The sequence below is a fragment of the Vibrio sp. 10N.222.55.B11 genome (assembly GCF_041473705.1).
Lineage (GTDB): Bacteria > Pseudomonadota > Gammaproteobacteria > Enterobacterales > Vibrionaceae > Vibrio > Vibrio crassostreae_C.
Genome location: NZ_JBFRST010000050.1, coordinates 124793 through 144561, shown reverse-complemented (window position 1 = coordinate 144561; position 19769 = coordinate 124793). Strand labels below are relative to the sequence as shown.

The following is a 19769-nucleotide window of genomic DNA, read 5'->3' as shown; positions in this document are numbered from 1 at the left end:
CTTTGGTTTCCCTAAGCTTTTCGCTTCCTAAATTATTGGTTTTCAATAGCTTTTAGCTGTGTGAGCAAGCGCTTAGTCTGTGAAAAATCGAATGGTCACTTTTTAGAATCCGTGCTGGGCGGTTTGGATTGAACGAGGGCCTTGATACGTGCTTCGAACGGATTGGTGGTGCTTTTGGCTTGGTAATCCGCTAGGGCCTGAGAGACGGGCGTGGGTTGTTTGTGAACCATGGGCTTGGCTGCCGGTTGGGTTTTAGCTTCCTTGGTCGATGTAGAAGCAGAAGCCCTTGCTGGTTTAGCCGCTTTTGTTTGCTTAGCCGCTCTAGCCTGCTTAAAGACTGGCGATGAGTCTCGCTTCGCTTTGGCTTGGGCGCTTCTTCTTAGCCAGCCATTCACAAAGTGGCCAATGTGCTCAAAGGGTTTGCGCTTATCGGGGTTGATGTACAGCCAGGCTTGCATGGCATGCAGTTCTTGCAGCACATCTAACTTTGGGTAGGTTCGCTCTAAGATTTTGTAGAACTCATGATAAATCGGCGCGCTGCCCTCTTTGGTGAGCAGGTGAATCACGGCTTCATTCTGTTGGCTTATGGGGTTTGTGACGTTGGTTTTAGGTGTCGAGATCTCATGTTGTTCAGAACCGCTTGGAGGATCAAGTACATCGGTGTAATCCAAGCTGCCGTTTTTCAAGCTCAACTCTGTTTTATGTTCTTTATGAAAGATTATGTGTGCCGGATGATCACTCTCCGTGGTGGATCTTGAGTCACCCAGGAGAGTGTCTGAATGGTCGGTTTTCTGCGCATGTTCTGTCTTCTGGGGGTATTCCGACGAAGCTGACGGTAAACCTGTTTGTTCTACATTCGTGTTCTCTTGATTCGCTTGGGCTAGATCGGTCTGCTGAATGTGGCTGTCGCTGGGAAGGCGCAGCTGATATATGTTGCTGCGCTGGCGTCCTGAATCATCAAAGCGCTTTATCCGCTTCACAAAACCTTGTTTTTCGAGCTCGTTAACGTGTCGTTTCACGGTTCTTACCGACACTTCGCAATATTGCGCTAAGTAATTTAAGGATGGGAAACACACGCCGCGCGCGTCTGCGTTATCGGCTAATTTCAATAGCACTAACTTGCTTATTGGCGAGCCAGTTTTTAATGGGATGAAAGAAAGAATTAGAGAAACACACATGGTTAACGCTCCTTGTTAATTAGTCATTCGTATAGAAATCCATTGATATACAGAAGCATTAACAACACTTTTTGGCGCTTTAGGGGCAAAAGGCCTATGAGATAAGTTGTAAGAAAAGATGTTTGGTTAATCACCTCGGATAGATATGCAACATCAACCTTATTAAGCAATGGCTTTTCGAAGCACCTCTCACTTTTTTGCGTTCCTCTGTTTTCGTGTTATTCCCGCCAACCCCAATCAAGAATGTTGAAGTACATTGCCCTCCCCATGCAGCAATAAGGTGCTTAATGAAGGCGATAGTTTCTCTTTTTATTTCAGCGTATCAACCCGGAATGGCGAGCATCGAGTGCCGTGCTAACTCCCTCACTCAATCACGTCAGCCGTTATTTTTTAGTGATAGTGATGGGTTTGGCCAAGTACTGAGCTATGAAGTTAACGGTTATAAAGAAAGCCATTTAGAAGGTTGTTATTTTAATGAGGATGAATGCGGTGACACCCCCAGCTATGACGATATTTGTTGGATGATCAGCCGAGCACGGCGTAAGCAGCCTCTGGGTTATTACGTGATGTATTTACGTTATGTCAGCCACCACCCCGGCTATGAAAAAACCGTAGCCACCAGTCTGCGACAACACATCGCATTGCACCCTGATTTAAATGAATCGCTATCAACGTCTTTAATCGCCTATTTACAACAACACGAGGATTTATTTTGTCAAACACTCCACCAGCAACTGATCGAGTTCCAAATCAGCCGTTAGAAGCGTCTGTTTTACAAGAGCGGGCTGACACCAAAGAACGAATTGATTCGGAAGAGCAGGCTAGCAAGATGGAGCTTATCCCTTCGTTAGAGCCTTGTTTACCTTCAGCATCCTATTCATTCAGCCTGGTTTCGGTTTTACTCCGCTTACCTCATTGCCCGCCATATTCCTTTATTACTGTGCATTGCAGCGCCACGCCGCCACAGCAAGATGTAGGCGTAGCCGAGATTCGCCAATGGCATAAAAAGAGAGGCTGGCGCGATGTGGGGTATCACTTTGTTATTCGTCGCAATGGGGATGTCCAATTGGGCAGGCCGCTGTCGCAAACTGGCGCGCATGTGAAAGGACACAACAAGGGCAATATTGGGGTTTGTTTGGTTGGCGGTTGTAATGCCGAGCTGCAACCAGAAGATAACTTCACACTTGCGCAGCGCAAGGCACTGTTTGGTTTGATGGCTGCACTGCAAGAGCAGTTCTTGATTTCAGATGAGAATGTTAAGGGGCATAAAGATTGGGGCGTGAATAAGGCGTGTCCTGTTTTGAAGATAAAAGCTTAAGAGCAGATGCGGGATTCGAAAAGTGAGGAAAATAAAGTGAGAGTGGTGCTTTTAGCTCCTCCCCTTTATCACGACTGTTACTTGGCAAAAAATATCCTATACAAGGGGAGGCTGGGAGGGGTTGGTTAGGCATCGCTAGCAACCCCCTCTAACTCCCCCTTCTATTAACACCATCACTCACAATAGTCCGGTGTTCAAGGGGGAGGACCAAAAGCTAAGTCTTCGAATAATTTGAAGAGCAGTTGCGGGATTCGAGTGACGGGTAAACGAGTAGCGAGAGATTAAGAGCGAGAAGAAGAAGATGGTTGTAGTGCTTTTAGCTCCTCCCCTTTATCACGACCGTTACTTGGCAAAAAATATCCTATACAAGGGGAGGCTGGGAGGGGTTGGTTAGGCATTAGCTAGCAACCCCCTCTAACTCCCCCTTTTATTAACATCACCACTCACAATAGTCCGGTGTTCAAGGGGGAGGACCAAAAGCTAAGTCTTCGAATAATTTGAAGAGCAGTTGCGGGATTCGAGTAAGCGAGATGCGAAGAGACTAAAAGCGGATTCCAGATACTTCGTTCCTCGCCTCTAAAGCAACAGAATGGCGGAATGACGGAGTCGTGAGATTATTAACTTAATAAAAGTAGTCGTCATTCCCTACAGTGAAGGACGAACGTGATAGGGAATCTAATTCAACGGATAAATGGCGGAGCAGAGGGCTCGCTAAGGTTGTCGAACCATAAGGTTATACAGTCAAAGGTTATACATGCGGTCAAAGCCAATCAATAAACCAAGGAGCAGTATGACATTGTTCGGAAGAATATTCGGGAGTCAGTCTTCGATTAGCAAGGGGTTAGATGCACTCACCAACACAGGAGATGCGATGTTTTTTACTGATGAAGAAAAAGCGAAGCACAAGCTGGCACTGCTTAAAGCGTATGAACCTTTTAAGTTGGTACAGCGCTACATTGTGTTGTTGTTCACCATTCCTTATGTGGCACTGCATGTGATGGTGATTCTTGGCTGCATGCACGGTTACGATTGGAAGCCATTAGGGGAAATGACCAATGAAGCGTTTGGTTATCCGGTGCTAGCGGCTATTGGATTGTATTTAACGGGTGGGGTGATTAAAAAGTAGAAGAGCAGATGCGGGATGCGAAAAGCTAGAGGAGCAGATGAGGGTAGCGGGTAAACGAGATACGAAGAGCTGAAAGAATAGATGCGGGATGTGAGTAATCGAGATGCGAAGAGCTTAAAAGAATAGATGCGGGTAGCGGGTAAGCGAGATGCGAAGAGCTTAAAAGAATAGATGCGGGTAGCGGGTAAACGAGTAACGAAGAGATGAAGAGCGGATTCGAGTGGCGCTTTTCGTATCTCGCCACTCTCATCTCGTATCTGCCTTTCAGCTCTTTAGCTCTTTAGCTCTTATTTTTTCGATACTCGATAACTCGAATCCCGTATCTGCCTTTGTGCTCTTCGTTTACCCGATTACTCGCATCCCGTATCTGCTTTAATTACTTCTTGTCGCTCGAATACGCGTAGTTGTAGTAACCGTAGCCGTATGAGCTTGATGCTTTCTTCTCGATGGCGTTGAAGATAACGCCTTTCACTTCGATGCCTGATTGTTCGAAGCGGTTGCGAGCAACATCGATCTCTTTAATGGTGTTTTGACCGTAACGCGCGACCATTAATGTGGTGCCCGCGAAGGCGCCAACAATACTTGGGTCGGTTACTGCCAGTACAGGCGGAGTATCGACAATCACCAAGTCATACTCTTTTGATGCCCACTCCATGAGTTCTGCAAAGCGTGGGTGCATCAGCAATTCAGATGGGTTGGGAGGCACTTGGCCGCGAGTAAGAATATGTAGGTTTTCTACTGGTGTGGTTTTAATGGATTGAGCAAACTCTTGCTTACCACTTAATACATCAGAAAGGCCGTTATCCCAGTTCACACCAAAGCTTTGTTGTAGGTAGCCTTTACGCATATCGGCATCAATCAACAGCACTTTTTGGCCAGTTTTCGCAGCCACTGCGGCAAAGTTGGTCGAGATAAAAGATTTACCAATACCCGGTGCAGGGCCCGAGATCATCAAGACGTTGTTTTTCGCTTCTAGCATTGCGAAGTGCAAGCTGGTACGAAGGCCACGCAGTGCTTCAACCGAAAGGTCTGCAGGGTTCGATTCGGCAAGCAGTGCTTGAGTCCCCTTGGTCTGCTGTTTCTTCGATTTAAAGCGGTTGGTTAGTTCAATCTGTAAATCAGATTTTGGTACCGCTGCGTAAACCGGAAGGCCGATTTGTTCAATTTGGTCTGGGCTTTCCACACCACGGTGGAACGCTGCTTTTACTAATACAAACGCGACGCTTAGCATGCCACCCAGTAGCGTTGCTAATACAACAATCAGTGGCTTCTTCGGTTTAACGGCACGAGCATATGCTTGCGCGTCATCTAAGATACGAACGTTACCAACCGTACCGGCTTTGATGATGCTCAGCTCTTGAACCTTGTTTAATAGCTGGATGTAGATCTGTTGGTTTACTTCAACATCACGTGTCATACGCAGTACTTCACGTTGTGTTTTCGGCAGCTTTTGCACTTGCTTGTTTAAGCGCTCTTTCTCACCCAATAGCGTTTTACGCTTATCAAGTAGGGCTTTGTATGCTGGGTGATCTTTAGTGAAACGCTGGCTGATTTCACTCTCTTTAAACGTCAGTTCATTCAATTGCGCTTCAAGCTCTACCATTACCTTCAGGGTTGATTGTGCTTCTAAACCTAAGTCGATCGATTCGTTCTTTTGGCGGTAATTGTTCAGTACGTCTTCATAGCCAGTTAGCTCAGATTTAATGCCCGGAAGGTGGCTTTCTAAGAACTCTAGGCTTTTCTCTGCTTCCGCTGAGTTACGCTTCACGTTTTGTAAGAAGTAGATCTGACTAATGTGATTGAGGATTTCAGAGATCTGCTGCTTGTTTTCACCTTCAAAGCTCAGCTTCAAAATGCCAGTCTGCTTGCCTTGCTCAGACAATGATAAAGACTTCTTCAACCATTCGATCGCTTCTAGTCGGCTACGTTGACTAATAGAGAATTCAAAATCGTTGTGTGATTCAAAACCTGCCACAAACAAGCTGTAGTCGTCGGCTGTTGCTAGCTCACCCACTTTGCCTTTTAAGATAACTCGCTCATCGTCACGAACCAGTTGGTAGGTACCCTGCTCAGCATCGAGAATCTGAATCGTGTGTGCGTAACCGCTCGCATAGCTTGGCAAAGTAAAGCGGCTCACTGCGATGTGGTTGATGTCGCCTGTTAAGCGAGCAAAGCCCTTACCTACGATGGGTGCATAGTTAGGTGAGGTCACTGTCGTTAAGTTAAACTTATCAACCGTTTCGCCTAAGATCATACGAGATTTGATGATCTCAACTTCGGTGGTTGCCGATGACTCTTGCGAGAATAGTTCGCCCATATCGCCGACCATCGATGAAATACCGCCAGAGCTTTTCTCTTCAATTTGAATCAACGCGTCGGCTTTGTATATCGGCGTTGAAAGCAATGCAAACGCAATACCAAACACAGCAAAAGCAAATGTGGTCAGCATGATTAGCCATTTAGCGTCCAGCAGAATGCCAAGCAGTTTTCCTAAATCGATCTCATCAGAGTTATCTGTATGTGATTGCTGAGAGGGTTGTGTTGTCATTTGTTTGCTACTTCCTAAATTATTGCTATTTAAGAGACGATATATACGCTCCGCGTACTTCTCTTTTATATGATTCTGTTGGTGGCTATGCAACATAGCTTAACTGAAGATTTTCTCTATCAATTACAGCTTTTTTGCCCAAGCTTGTGCCGCTTCGTCAATCAGCTTATAAGCGTGTTCAAAGGCTTCACGGCTTTGACGATAAGGGTCAGGAATGTCTTTTTGGCCAATCCACTGACCGAACAGCATAGTTTTACCGCGTGCCTCTGGCGATATTTGAGTAAGCGCCTCCATATGGCCCTTCTCCATCACCAAGATCAAGTCATACTGCGCACAAAGCTGTGGTGTAACTTGCTGCGATTGGTGATTTTCAACATCGACCCCGTTTTCTGCAGCGATCAAAATCGCCGTGTCGTCTGCAGGTTTGCCGATTAAACGGCTTTTCTCAGCAGCGATACCGGCAGAGGCCACTTCTTTGTTGGGCAGCAAGTTTTGTAAAACTCGCTCTCCAGTCGGGGAACGACAAATGTTGCCCACGCATACGACTAAAATTTTATTAAACATAATGGTCTCTAATTGTATTGGGCTTATAAGCTGGGTTTACTTTTAGATGTAAAAATCAGGTTACACGCACAATGCAACCTGATGATTAATTAGGGTTTATTACAAACCAGGGCTTATTACCAATTACGAACGCGCAACATACCTTCGGTTAGGTCGTTGAAGCCTGAAATGGTTGGTACAAGCTGACCGATTACACGGTTCCAGCGGCTGATTGGTGCGGCCGTTACGTAAACAATGTCGTAAGGTTTTAAATCAAACTCGGTGCCAATGACTAGGGCTGATGCATCTTCCATATTGAGTTGGTAGATGTCTGCCATGCGTTCTGATTTATCATCAGAAGTTCGGATCACAAACACACCCGTTGCATCTGCCGTCAGTTGGTTAATACCACCTACGTTGCTGAGCGCTTCGGTTAGGCTCATCCCAACGCGATCAATCTTAAGTAGTTGAGGATCGTTCACTTCACCCATCACGAACACTTTCTGGTTGTCATTACGCGGTACGTGAACAATATCACCGGCTTGCAGTAAGCGGTTTTGGGTTAGGTCACCACGTTGCATTAAACCGTAAAGTGAAAGGTTCTCTTCCACGCCATTGCGGGTTAATGAAACATTACGCCAATCTGCATTTTCAGACAAACCGCCAGAACGGTTCACGGCATCTAGTAAAGTTAATGGAATATTAGTAATCGGCTGTTGGCCAGGTTTTGAAACCTCACCCGTAATGTAGGTTTTCTTAGAACGGAAGGCCGCTACGTTCACATCGACTTGAGGGCTTTCGATGTATTTCGCCAAACGTTCCGCTATATCAGAACGAATTTCACGAACCGTTTTTCCTGCAACTTCTACTGTACCAATGTATGGGTAGAAGATGGTGCCATCTGCATGAACCCAGTTACCCGCTTCTGTGCTGCTACGGTAAGAGCCCGCAGGAATGGTCAGTTCAGGGTGATCCCAGATCGTGATATTTAAGATATCGCCCACGCCGACTTTGTATTCATACTTTGCGATGTCTAGGTCGAGTTCAGGGTTGGCTTGTGACACCGACAATGTACCCGTCTGGTAAGTCGATACTGATTGAGCTGTCAGTGGGTAAAGGTTAACCACATCAGAGATATCAGATTCTTGCTGTTCCTCTGAAGGCTGAATCACATTCTTGTTGCCAGTAGAAAGGTGAGTTCCTGGAGTAGTACACCCTGCAAGCAATACAGGAAGGAGCGCTAAAAGGAGACGATTTTTATTAATCTTCATGTTAACCAAGTCATAGAAACGGAATGTGTCGTGATATCCCAAAGGACACCCAAAGAAGTTAGAACAAACAATTTTATCAGCTACGCAGTATTTAATAGAGTTAAGGAGGGCTATTACTGTGATATCGCTCCCACTTAATATCAAAGATAGGAACGCTACCGCCCTTTGATATTCCGCGACATCACACTGCGTAGTTAATCTGCCTCTATCTATCTGGAATTGAGATAGAGGTTTTTTGTCATAAACCGAGCCAAAGATCGGACTTTCACACGGTTATTTTATTGCGTATGCATTATCCACAATTTGTGTTTATTATCAACCTAGTTGAATGGTTTAGGAGCAGATACGGGATACGGGTAAACGAGATGCGAAGAGCTAAAGAGCAAGAGCAAAAAAAGAGCCAACACATGAGGTGTTGGCTCTTTATTTTAGATGTTACGCTGAATTATTTTACTGCTTCTAAGTATTTTAGGTAAGCATTGCGTAAGCGCTGTCGGTTTTCATAGTAGTAACTCGCACCGATGCGGTTACGGTTGAAGTACTGTCTTTCAATATTGTGTTGTAAGCCAGTGTCGACACCCAAGCCTGTGCCTAAATTATTGTGAGTTTCACCAACGCGAGTTTGAAGTGCATATACAAACTGGTCGATACCACGTAATTGAACGTAGTCAGGGCTCATATCTCGCCATAGTGTCAGCGGAATTGCGATAGAAAGCGTCACAAAATCTTCGGCTTCACTGCTGCCTACTGCTTTGGTGGTCTGGTATGAAGCATCAACTCTTACGTCACCTAACCAGTGGCTGGTTGTCACACGTACCCCTTCATCGCCTTTCCAAAATTGACCTGCTTGCACTTTACCTTGCCAGTTCCAGTCCGGTCTTGAGTAGGTGTAGTGGCCAATCATAGGTGTCGCATCTAAGATGGCTTTCCCTCTTGAGTCATACTTATCTTGAGCAGAAAAGTTCGCGTATTCAGCACCTAGAATGTGACGGCCGTTATTGCTCGCATACTGCGTTTCATTCAAAAAGCCCAAAAAGTTTCCGTAAACTTGTCCGAATGAGAATTGAGTGGTGAGGTTGTAAGGCAATTGGAATGCTTGGTGGAAAAGTACCCTATCGACTTCATTTTCAAACGCGTCGTCGCCCCAAATTTCGCCCTCTTCAAAGTCGTCACTCTCTGCCAGTGGCATTACATGTCGAATATCCAACGCAGCGCCTTTCCAAAGAGGTGTATACAAGTTAGTGGCAAGCGCTAAAGAGTAATCAAATACACCGTATTCTGTCGCAGTATTGTGATACAAAGCAGGGGAAACAATCACCTGCGTACGGCCAAAGCCTGAACGCGCCACCTCTTTATCAAAGTTTGCTTTTGCATAACTCTTTTTCACATCAGAAGTACGAACAAGAAGGGTTTTACAAGGTTCGCCCGTTTTTACAAATTCACGGTAACATGGCGCACTGGTAATCACTTCCATCATCGGCATGTCGTTCACCAAGTTAAACAGGCGAATGTTTTGTTGTTGGTAATTTTTAACCCCGAGGTCTTGAAGCATCCCTTCTCCCACATAGGAAGAGATAATACCCAACGCAACACCAACACCATCGACTTGGTTACGATTATAGCGTCTGTTTTCCAGCGCAACGTTTAAACCAATATCATCCGCAGAGATTCTCACGTTAAGAAAGCCTTCATCAACCAGTGCTTTTTTAAGTTGAACCATACCGGCAAATTTATGATGCGCTTGTTCTACTGCGATCTTGTCTTCCAGTGTCAGTTCGTTCACTCGGCGAGACTCAGAGAAGCCCATTAAAGGAGTAGATGCAGCCACCGACCAAATATCTATATCGGCATTACCACTGGTATAAAACTGGTATTGAAAAGATAACTGCGTATCCAGTGGTAAGTAATGCTCTGGTGTGAACACCTTAAGGCCAGCATTGAATTGGTGAGAGTCGTGCTCTGCAATAAGCTGAACAAAATCCAACGGCTGATATTCTAAGCTGGCAAAGGGCCCGTTCAGAACGCCATGGCTCACTTCTGATTTACCATAACCGGCACTAAACCTTGCAGGGACAAAGTCAGGCTCAAAATCGGCTACTGCATAGTAGGTTTCAAAGTTGCTGGCCGCGCCACCAAAGTCTTGAACACCTATGGCTAAATCGAATCCTGTCCAATCTTTAACGAAAGGAAGTTGGTATTTAAACGATGCCGACAAATCACGAATACCGTTACCACAATTAGGATTGTAGTTCGGTACATTTGGATAAAGGTGGCAATCGTACGTTTTTGTGACAATTCGACCCGCCGCTTCAAAACCATCGAATAAACCAACGCTGAATAATATGTTATCTAGCTCACTGGTTTTCCCTCTATATGGTACGCCTTGACCATAGAGGTAAGAGATGTCGCCAGTGTCCATCACTTGAGCATTGGGCACGATGATCGCACCAGTGTAGCTTTGAGACGACATTAAGTTATCGACAGCGTAGGCATTAGGAGCAATAACTAATGCACTGACGGATGCAATGAGCGCTGCGTTTCTAGAGTGGCTGAGTATTTTCATTGGTATGCAATAGGTTATAACAGTATTCGCAAGTGGCTATGTTTAATAGCGACTATGTTTGATTGTAACTATGTTAATAGTAACAGCAGTAAAAAAGGCACCGATTGGTGCCTTTTATTATCAATCTTTAAATTAGCCGCCAGTACCACCGCCGTTACCGCCGCCGCCAGTACCACCAGTACCACCAGTACCACCAGTACCGCCAGTTGGTGGCTTAGTACCATCATCTGGGTTTGGAACAGGTTCAGCTTTTTTAGGCGGCGGAAGATCATCCACAGGAGCGGTAGGGTCTGCAACTGCTTTTTCAATTAAGGTCGGGTCTTCCGTTAGATCCAAGTAAATTGTGTCGCCATTCGTTGCAACCGGGTAGTTAGGATTCTCAGAAATAACTTTCTTTGTGATCGAGTCTGTCGCCAAAGCCAGTTCATTAGCTGTTGAGTTAGGGCTTACTACAAGTACGTCTGATAGTACCGCTGCTGTTGCTGAAACTAGGCTAGCTTCAGATGCAGGAAGAGTCTTAATTACGTCTTCAGTACGACGCAGTAAGTCAGCTACACTGCTAATGCTACCGTTGTTCAGCAAGCTATCCAAGCCAAGATCTTTCAGTACTTGAATACCTGTAGCTTCATTGTATGCTGCACCATCTAGCTCTTTCTCAATCAAAGTTGAGATTGGAGAAGATGTGATGAGGTCATCGAGGTTAGCTAGGCCTTTAGGGAACTTGTAGCTCACCTTGCTCATGTCTTTGCCGTTAGAAACATCTTGGGCACCTGGTGTTGCGTTATATGTAAACGCACAAGTTTCAGGCTTGTTAAAAACGGTAAGCTCTGTGACTTCAGAAACACCATAAAAGTTAGTTGACTCTAAAGTGCCCGTAGTTCCATCATCACAGTTGAATGTGCCTTTCATACCCATAACTGCTGGGTCGAATGCCATAATATTACGGTACGCTTGCTCAGGCGGCACGCTGTTGTTGTTGTCACTGCCACAACCACCAAGGATTGCACCAACGACTGATAACGCTAAAATTTTATATTTCACAATTTATCCCTACAAATGATTAAAAGCTATGAGACAAGGCAACATTAAACGAGTCGATATCGACACCACCAATATCTTGATATAGCTGGTATTCAATACCAACCTTCATCGCTGATGTAATCGAGTATTCAGTACCAAAAGCAATCGTTGGAGTCACACCAGAATCGTCAGACTCAACACCTGGACCGTTTGCATTCCAGTCATAAATGGCGATGCCACCTTTTGCGTATAGCGCTAAGCTGTCCGTTACATTTCCAGAGGCTTTAAGAACCACATCAAAGCTGCTTGCTTCGTAGCTGCCACCTGCAATGTCTTTAAGATCATACTCGCCAAGGTAGTTATAACCACCTTCGATGGCCAGTGTATCTACGATATGATAACCAACAAACAGACCGTAAGATGTGTCTGAGTCATCAATAGCCGTGCGGCTCTCAACTAATGGTGCAAAGTTATCGGCCGTTACATTACCGACTTTAGCGCCCACGTATAAATTTTCAGCTCCAACAGCTGTTGCTGATAGCAACAACAAAGGAGAAACCCTAGCTAACCACTGCATTTTCATATAATTATATCTTCCATATTTCAAACTGAACTGAGGCTGATTTTCCTAGCAAATCTAAGCGATAGTCTAATCAGTTTTTGTATGAAAGCCTAAAAATCAGACACTCATACACGCCATTCCGTACCAAAGCTACTGACACAATTGAACAATATTGCATGCTGGAGCTAGAAGCTACAAACAGCTCAATACTGTACTTTTGAATTTCGCCAGATTTATCAATGTTGTTTAACAAGCACAAAGAACTTGAGAGTAGCTTGCTTAAACTATTACAAGCGAGCAGTTAGCATAATCTTTTCGTATGACACTACAAAAATGGTACTCACAAGGAATCAACACAAAAAGATTACTGCGTTGCTTTCAATATCCAACTAAGACCACCTAATCAATGATAGATAGCCTAAAAAGGAATTACTCTGATTAAACAACTAATTGAACAACATGATAGGTAATAACCGCTATCAAGTAAATGTATAATTAGTAAACGCACCACAACGATTCAAAAAAAACGTCAGAGTTGCGTCAGAGAGAGGTGAAAGATAAGAAAGAAGGCAAATTAAACGCGGTCGCCCGAACCTTTACCTAATACTGTTTGAATGATGTATTGGAAGTACAATTTAGTATTCAACGTGTTAATCATGCGTTGATCCCACTCTGCAAGTTTTTTCGGTGTCGACATGTCGATATCATTGATTTGAGCTAGTCCGGTTACGCCTGGCCTTACCGCGAGTACACCTCTTGACTCCCTCTCATCGATCAGTTCTTTTTGGTTGAACAAACATGGCCTTGGACCAACTAAACTCATTTCACCTTTAAGTACGTTGTATAACTGAGGCAGTTCATCAAGCTTGGTCTTACGCAGGAATCCACCGAGCTTAGTCACTGAACTCGCTCCAACTAAATGAGTCGCTACAGACTTTGTATCCACTGGCATGGTTCGGAATTTGACTAAGGTGAATGGCTTTTTGTTACGTCCCACTCGAGTTTGAAAAAAAACAGGAGAACCGGTATCAAAATAGCCGATGATGCAAATGACGAGAAATATTGGCCAAAGAAACAACAGACCAAAGAAAGCAAAAAAGAAATCTAACAAACGAATCAAAATGTATGCCTTAAATCTCTGATTAAACAAATATGATGAATGGCATAAGTGCCGTTAATTAATAAAGTGTATCTTACTCACTTACGAATATGAACGTAAGACTCCTCTTAAAGCATATCAATGCGACTTCAAGTAGGCATCCACCGTCTTTTTAATCCCTTCTTCAAAAGTTACGGGAGGTACCCATCCCAAGATCTCTTTCGTCAAACGAGTCTCAACCTGAAGGCTACCGCATATTCTCTGTGCAATGTGTTGTTTCTTTAATACTGAGGCTACCAATTGTATCCAGGACATTGGGATAGGTAAAAGCCTCGGTGTCTTATTCATTGATAAAGCGATAGTTTGCATTAATTGAGTAGTGGATACATCATGATTATCAGAAGCTAAGAACGTATGTCCGGGAGCTGAGGGGTGTTGACAACACGTCAGTATCAAGCTGCAGAGATTCTCTAGATAAACCAAACTTCTTTGGTTTTTTATAGCACCAAACGGTAATGGAATACCTTTATCAATCATACGCATCATAGATAAGAAGTTGGCTTTAACTCCCGGTCCATAAACTAAAGGCGGCCTAATGATAACCACTTCTAAACCAGTCTCTTTTGACAGCTGATTCAACTCGACTTCGGCTTCATACTTACTCAAGCCGTAAGGGTCTTGAGGGATATTACTTAGGTCAGGCTGAAATGGTGAGCCCGGCTCAGTAAATTCGCCATTAACTTTAATAGAGCTGACGAATACAAACCTTTTAACCCCGGCTTCAACGGCTTGCTTTGCAAGGTTCAACGTCCCAAGAGTGTTTATCTCTCGGTACGCAGCTTGGGCATCTAGCTCACTCTCATTCATTTGATGCACTCGAGCAGCGCAATGAACCACACAATCGACACCTTCGAATGCACCAGACCAATCGGTAGAACCGTCAATGGAAGGGATAACCAAGCTATTAGTTAGTGGCTCTATTTGCTTACGCACAACCGAAGTGACATTCCAGTCACGCTCTCTAGCCAACTCAACAACTCGAGAACCGACAAAGCCAGTGCTACCAGTAACCAAAATTTTCATAATGCAGAAGCCTAAAATCGAACAAATAACAAACAGAATTAACAGTAAAACTACTGGGTGACACATAACAATCAATTACAGGTAGCTTACCGCACTCAACGACATTAAAATACAATCTAAAAACTATAACTATCAAACTTAAGAAGCTCAGTGGCTCGCTAAGGAACACCATGATCAGACCAATACATATATTGCTTAATGCCAAACGCAAGAACAAGCGTTTCATCAGTATTGGCTATGATATTTTCGCTATCGTGATTTCACTCTATTTAGCCATTGCCTTAAGGCTTGGAAATGCATTTTTTGCAGTCGAAATAGAGGAGCTAATAACTCTTTTTATTACTGTTTCAATCACAATTTATAGCTTCGTTAAATTAGGAATGTACCGAGCGGTCTTACGCTATATGATGCTACCAGCCGTTGGCAACATTTTCTTTGGGGTTATAATATCGACCCTAGCTTTAATAATGAGTGGCTTTTTTTTCCACTCATTCATACCTAGAAGTGTTCCGTTTATATATGCTGGTTTAGCAACCCTGACGTTAGGTGGCCCCAGAATACTAATCCGTTCGATCTATTATCACTGGTTTAAACGCCAAAAACCCAATGTATTTATTTATGGCGCAGGGGCTACAGGCCGCGACTTAACGTATGCTCTCATTCAGGGTGATGAGTACAATCCAGTAGTATTACTTGATGATGACCCTACAAAGTCAGGTCAAATATTATTTGGACTTAAAGTCCATCACCCAAGCGATTTCGAGCACCTTCAATCATTATATCAACCCGTAAAGCTGCTTTTAGCTATTAATGGGATTAATAAAGGTGAGCGCTTGAGGTTGGTTGAAAAGTTATCACACTGGCCAATCGCAGTGCAATCTGTACCATCAGTCGAAGATATTGCCGCAGGAAAAGCGACAGCAACTGACGTAAAAGATCTTGATGTTGCAGATTTACTTGGGAGAGCAGCAGTTGACCCGGACAAGCAACTTTTGGCACAAAATATTTTCAATAAGAGTGTTATGGTTACTGGCGCAGGGGGCTCTATTGGATCTGAGTTATGTCGTCAAATAATGTCACAAAAACCTAAAACACTCGTATTGTTTGAGCTAAATGAATACAACCTTTACAAAATCGATCAAGAGTTAAACTCAACAAAAATCAACTTAAAAAGCGAGACTCAAATCGTCGCGGCTCTTGGATCCGTCCAGAGACAGAATCGGTTAGAAAAGCTGATGACCGCTCACGGAGTTGAAACGGTTTATCACGCAGCTGCTTATAAACACGTCCCTTTAGTTGAAGATAATATTGTTGAAGGTGTTCGTAACAATGTGTTTGGAACACTTGCTTGTGCTGAAGCTGCAATCCAAACAGGTGTGAAGAACTTTACTCTCATTTCGACAGATAAAGCAGTAAGACCAACTAACGTGATGGGCGCAACCAAACGCATGGCTGAGTTGGTTCTTCAAGCATTGGCCGATAAGCAAAATACCACCACTTTCACAATGGTACGCTTTGGTAATGTTTTGGGCTCTTCTGGGTCTGTTGTTCCACTGTTTAAAAAGCAAATAAAATGTGGCGGCCCTGTAACCGTAACTCATCCAGATATCATTCGCTACTTTATGCTTATACCTGAGGCAGCTCAGCTGGTTATCCAAGCTGGTGCCATGGGTCACAACGGACAAGTATTTGTTCTTGATATGGGTGAACCCGTCAAGATTCTAGACCTTGCAAAACGCATGATTCATTTGATGGGTATGCAAGAGCATGTCGAGGGCGATTCTCAAGAAGGCGATATATCTATAAAGTTCACAGGATTACGTCCAGGAGAAAAACTTTATGAAGAGCTTTTGATTGGAGATAATGTGGAAGGAAGCGGCCATCAAAAAATCATGACGGCCAAAGAACAGATGCTAACTTGGAATGAGATGCAGCCTCTTTTGGAACAACTCGATGGGTGTTGTCATAACTTTGATGAAGAATGCATTATGACGATTCTATTAAATGCACCAACTGGTTATAAACCCAACTCTAACGACCAGTACTAATACTAATCTCTTCATAAACCTTGAGAGTTTTTTCAAAAACCATTTCTTGAGAAAACTCTTCTTCAACTTTTTTACGCCCTTGAACGCCAAACTCAAGCGTTTTTTCATCACTCTCCAGTAAGATGCGTAAACAGCTAGCGAGTGATATAACATCCCCAGGCTTCGCCAATAAACCATTAACGTTATGTGATACTATTTCGCGACAGCCGACAACATCTGTCGTGATTACCGCTCTTTGGCAAGAAGCTGCCTCGATCAAAATACGAGGTACCCCCTCACCATAAGTCGTAGGTAAACACACTATATCGTTTTCTTTTATTAGCTTAGGCATATCTTGCACGTTGCCTAACCAATTGATATCTCGGGAACTTGCCCAAGCCTTCACTTGGCTTAGAGGTATAGCAGAAGAAACATCGTTATCAATAATTCCTGCAATATTGAGCGTGAAACTCAACCCTTGCTTTTCTAGCTCATGCTTTGCTCGAACTAGACACTCCAACCCCTTTTCTTTTAAAAGCCTTGCACCAAACAAAACGTTTTTATTTAAGGGAGCTAATGAAGGGGAAAAACGAGCCAAATCAATTCCAGCCCCCTTGATCACGCGACCATTATGATATTTTAAAATACCGAGCTCACCAAATAACTCAAAGTCTTCGTTATTCTCAAAAACAAAGCGAGAGCTTGAGGAGGATATAAAGCGATAGAGATTAGCAATTATAAGTTTTAATAATTTGAACTTCATAGCATTAGAACTAAACACAGCCCCTAAGCCAGTAACACTGTAAACAATTGGTTTTTGGTAAAAAAATCTATTTAGTAAACCAGTATATATATTAGGCTTGATTGTTACACAATGTATTAAGTCAGGTTCAATACCATCTAGTATTTTTTTAAGCCTATAAGTACTAGTTATCTCTCGAAAAAAATTTACACTTTTTCTTTTGACAGATAATTGATGGCAAGTAAAGCCTTTAGAAACTAATTCGTTCTTGATAGCATCATTTGAAAAACTGCTAACAATATGTATATCAAAACCTAAAGACTTAAAATATTCTGCTCGTTCTAGCCAATGAAGGCGGAAGTACCAGTCAACATTTATTACATATAATATCTTCTTACTCATAACTCGCCATAAAAAAAACACTAGTTAAAGTTAACCAGGTAACATTTGAAGTAAAAATAGAGTTAAGGGAGAACCTTAGTTCTCCCTTAATGTCATACCTAATTCACTACCAACAAACTAACATATATTCGTAGATTAAATCTTTTTCTGGCTGTAGGTGAACCAGCTTAAATTGATAGTCTAAGTCCAATTCCTTTACGAATCTCTTACAATCAAAGATTTGCTCTGGCTGAAGCCAGAGGTGGTAGACAGATATCAGTAATACAGGTTTATTTTTCCTAATAGTAGCCTCAGCTCCTTTCAGGGCATTTAATTCAAAACCTTCCACATCAAACTTAATTAAGCCAACATCACCATTTTCGTATTCAGAGCTAACAAGTGCATCAATACTAACTGATTCGACCTTAATACTGCCTTCAGAGCCACCTTCAACAATACACGAACCGACACCATCATCACCAACCTTTCTCATTGAAAGTGTTTCTACTGTCTCGCCGACAGCAATATTACGAGGTTCAATAACATCCCCCAAATATTGCTCATTTCGTTCAAGGTTCCTTTTTAGACAATTATAGTTATCAAGCATTGGCTCAATTGCAACGACCTTTTCAAAACCAAAACCTGCAAACATAATAGCTGTATCACCTACCCATGCCCCACAGTCTAAAGCCAACTTACCTTTAAATGTCTCTGGAATTGAGTCAGGAAGATACTTAATACCTGACTTAAAATAATTCGTAGCCAACGTTATTGGTAATTCGGCTAGATCTAAATGAGCATAGTCAAGCTCTTGCTTATTCATAATAACTTCGAGGTTAGAAAGAATAAGCCTATCTTCATCGGTAAACAAAGTCGTTGAAAGAGGGAGCTTGAGCTCTAAGCCTTGATGTTCAAAGTAAGGTAATATTTCGTAAAGCCCAAACAGCTTTCTTTCATTAAGAAGGCTAAACTCATCGAGCCCCTCTCTAAATTCGTCTCTGAGCATCGAAATTCGCTTCTCATTAGCTCGAATATAGTAGTGAAACTGATTTGTTGGTGCGACCATCAAAGTAACGCTAGGGTCAGACCTCTTACTATCGTAAAGATCTCGCTGTGAAATGAGATCAGAAACCCTGTCTATTTGTGTTGAAAGGTGGCCATATTCAAGTTCGTTGATACGCGATACCAACTTACCAGAATTCTTAGTGATAACGGAGTTTAATGATGAACTCAAGGTAGCAACAACCGGGTCAACAATAAGTTTATTACATATCAAACGTGCCTTCTCGACTAATTTACGTCGTATTGAAGCTGTCTTTTGTTTAACAGCAACTGTTTTTTCCGATATGAGGCTCTTATACAGAGGTAACACGTGATTATAATAATAGTCGTTGGTATCTGGAGAAAACGATGCGTTATCAACGTCAAAGCCGTCTAATTTAGCCTCATCGAAAACTGAATTCGCCTTGGCCAAATACTGCTTCAGACCTTGGTCCTTGAGTCGCGAAGCATGGAAGACCAAATCAAACATATGATGAAAATAGAAAGCCTGTACGAAAGTAGGAAAGCGACCACTTTCTACTAGGAACCTTTTAATTACGTCATAATTACCAAATGAAATTAGAGCCTTATCAGAACTCGCACTTGATGAACCTTCATTTAAAACACGATAGTTATATACTGGAACATCTAGAAGCGTTATTTCATCGACAATAGAATATGCAATAAACTTAAATGGCATATCCTGATAAGATGCACCTGGACTTTCATAAAATCTTATTAAATTCTCTTCTAAAAATTCGCGCTTATATAATCCAGTCCAAATAGAAGATTCTAAAAGGAATAACTCTACAGATTCACTTGGTACTACTCGACCAATATTATTTTCATCAAAATTAGTTAAGTGCTTAAGAGATTGAGTGTTCAGAACTCTGTCATTTTGTATACGATTAAAGGTAGCTTTAACGATAGGATTAGGTACAAGTTGATAAGCTTCTACAAGGCGCTCGAACATGTCTAACTCGATCCAATCATCAGTCTCGACAATTGCAATAAAGTCTCCGGTAGCAATACTTAACCCAGAGTTAATTGCCGCTCCATAGCCAGCATTTTCTTTGTGAATAGCTATAACACGATTATCCGCACCAGCATAATCATCAATAATTTCATGGCAGGAATCTGGACTCCCATCATTCACAATAATAACTTCAAGATTTTGATGACTTTGAGCTAAGACACTGTCTAAACACTGTGGTAATGTATCTTCTCCTGCATAAACGGGAAGAATCACTGATATTTTGTATTCCAT

15 protein-coding genes are annotated in these 19769 nt (G+C 42.8%); 4 read left to right on the top strand and 11 right to left on the bottom strand.

The window, feature by feature from the left end; all coding sequences use genetic code 11:
- Nucleotides 1-95: 95 nt before the first annotated feature.
- Nucleotides 96-1178: a helix-turn-helix domain-containing protein gene (locus tag AB4503_RS18560; protein WP_372115521.1), complete on the bottom strand. Its 1083-nt coding sequence runs from the start codon at nt 1176-1178 to the stop codon at nt 96-98.
- Between the two features lie 287 nt (nt 1179-1465).
- On the opposite strand from AB4503_RS18560, the gene AB4503_RS18555 reads away from it, so the two are divergent.
- From AB4503_RS18555 to AB4503_RS18545, 3 genes are all read left to right on the top strand, one after another.
- Nucleotides 1466-1939: a hypothetical protein gene (locus AB4503_RS18555; protein ID WP_372090256.1), complete on the top strand. Its 474-nt coding sequence runs from the start codon at nt 1466-1468 to the stop codon at nt 1937-1939.
- Nucleotides 1891-2496, top strand: a complete 606-nt coding sequence (locus AB4503_RS18550; protein WP_371981992.1) for an N-acetylmuramoyl-L-alanine amidase — start codon at nt 1891-1893, stop codon at nt 2494-2496. The genes AB4503_RS18555 and AB4503_RS18550 overlap by 49 nt, the downstream gene beginning before the upstream one ends.
- Nucleotides 2497-3286: 790 nt before the next feature.
- Nucleotides 3287-3622 (top strand): hypothetical protein, encoded by a 336-nt coding sequence (locus AB4503_RS18545; RefSeq protein WP_029224976.1) that lies wholly within the window; start codon nt 3287-3289, stop codon nt 3620-3622.
- 376 nt (nt 3623-3998) lie between these two features.
- On the opposite strand, the gene AB4503_RS18540 is transcribed toward AB4503_RS18545, so the two are convergent.
- The 8 genes from AB4503_RS18540 to AB4503_RS18505 form a co-directional block, all read right to left on the bottom strand.
- Nucleotides 3999-6170 (bottom strand): polysaccharide biosynthesis tyrosine autokinase, encoded by a 2172-nt coding sequence (locus AB4503_RS18540; protein ID WP_372115520.1) that lies wholly within the window; start codon nt 6168-6170, stop codon nt 3999-4001.
- Nucleotides 6171-6293: 123 nt separating this feature from the next.
- Nucleotides 6294-6734 carry a low molecular weight protein-tyrosine-phosphatase gene (locus tag AB4503_RS18535; RefSeq protein ID WP_048663167.1) on the bottom strand — a complete coding sequence of 147 codons (441 nt, stop codon included), beginning with the start codon at nt 6732-6734 and terminating at the stop codon, nt 6294-6296.
- A 116-nt stretch (nt 6735-6850) separates the two neighbouring features.
- Nucleotides 6851-7984, bottom strand: a complete 1134-nt coding sequence (locus tag AB4503_RS18530; protein ID WP_372115519.1) for a polysaccharide export protein — start codon at nt 7982-7984, stop codon at nt 6851-6853.
- Between the two features lie 445 nt (nt 7985-8429).
- Complete coding sequence (locus tag AB4503_RS18525) at nt 8430-10547, bottom strand: YjbH domain-containing protein (protein WP_372115518.1); 2118 nt, start codon at nt 10545-10547, stop codon at nt 8430-8432.
- Between the two features lie 132 nt (nt 10548-10679).
- Nucleotides 10680-11588, bottom strand: a complete 909-nt coding sequence (locus tag AB4503_RS18520; RefSeq protein WP_372115517.1) for a serine/threonine protein kinase — start codon at nt 11586-11588, stop codon at nt 10680-10682.
- A gap of 19 nt (nt 11589-11607) precedes the next feature.
- Nucleotides 11608-12150 carry an outer membrane beta-barrel protein gene (locus tag AB4503_RS18515; protein ID WP_171732253.1) on the bottom strand — a complete coding sequence of 181 codons (543 nt, stop codon included), beginning with the start codon at nt 12148-12150 and terminating at the stop codon, nt 11608-11610.
- Nucleotides 12151-12703: 553 nt separating this feature from the next.
- Complete coding sequence (locus AB4503_RS18510; protein WP_372115535.1) at nt 12704-13252, bottom strand: sugar transferase; 549 nt, start codon at nt 13250-13252, stop codon at nt 12704-12706.
- 114 nt (nt 13253-13366) lie between these two features.
- Nucleotides 13367-14311 carry a UDP-glucose 4-epimerase family protein gene (locus AB4503_RS18505; RefSeq protein ID WP_372115516.1) on the bottom strand — a complete coding sequence of 315 codons (945 nt, stop codon included), beginning with the start codon at nt 14309-14311 and terminating at the stop codon, nt 13367-13369.
- Between the two features lie 170 nt (nt 14312-14481).
- Between AB4503_RS18505 and AB4503_RS18500 the strand changes: the two genes are divergently transcribed.
- Complete coding sequence (locus AB4503_RS18500) at nt 14482-16359, top strand: polysaccharide biosynthesis protein (protein WP_372115515.1); 1878 nt, start codon at nt 14482-14484, stop codon at nt 16357-16359.
- Here the strand turns inward: AB4503_RS18500 and AB4503_RS18495 are convergent.
- Entirely contained in the window at nt 16343-17482 is a 1140-nt protein-coding gene (locus AB4503_RS18495; protein WP_372115514.1) for a glycosyltransferase family 4 protein, read from the bottom strand. The two genes, AB4503_RS18500 and AB4503_RS18495, sit on opposite strands and share 17 nt — an antisense overlap.
- 106 nt (nt 17483-17588) lie before the next feature.
- A complete protein-coding gene (locus AB4503_RS18490; protein ID WP_372115513.1) occupies nt 17589-19769 on the bottom strand; it encodes an FkbM family methyltransferase in 2181 nt (726 codons plus the stop codon).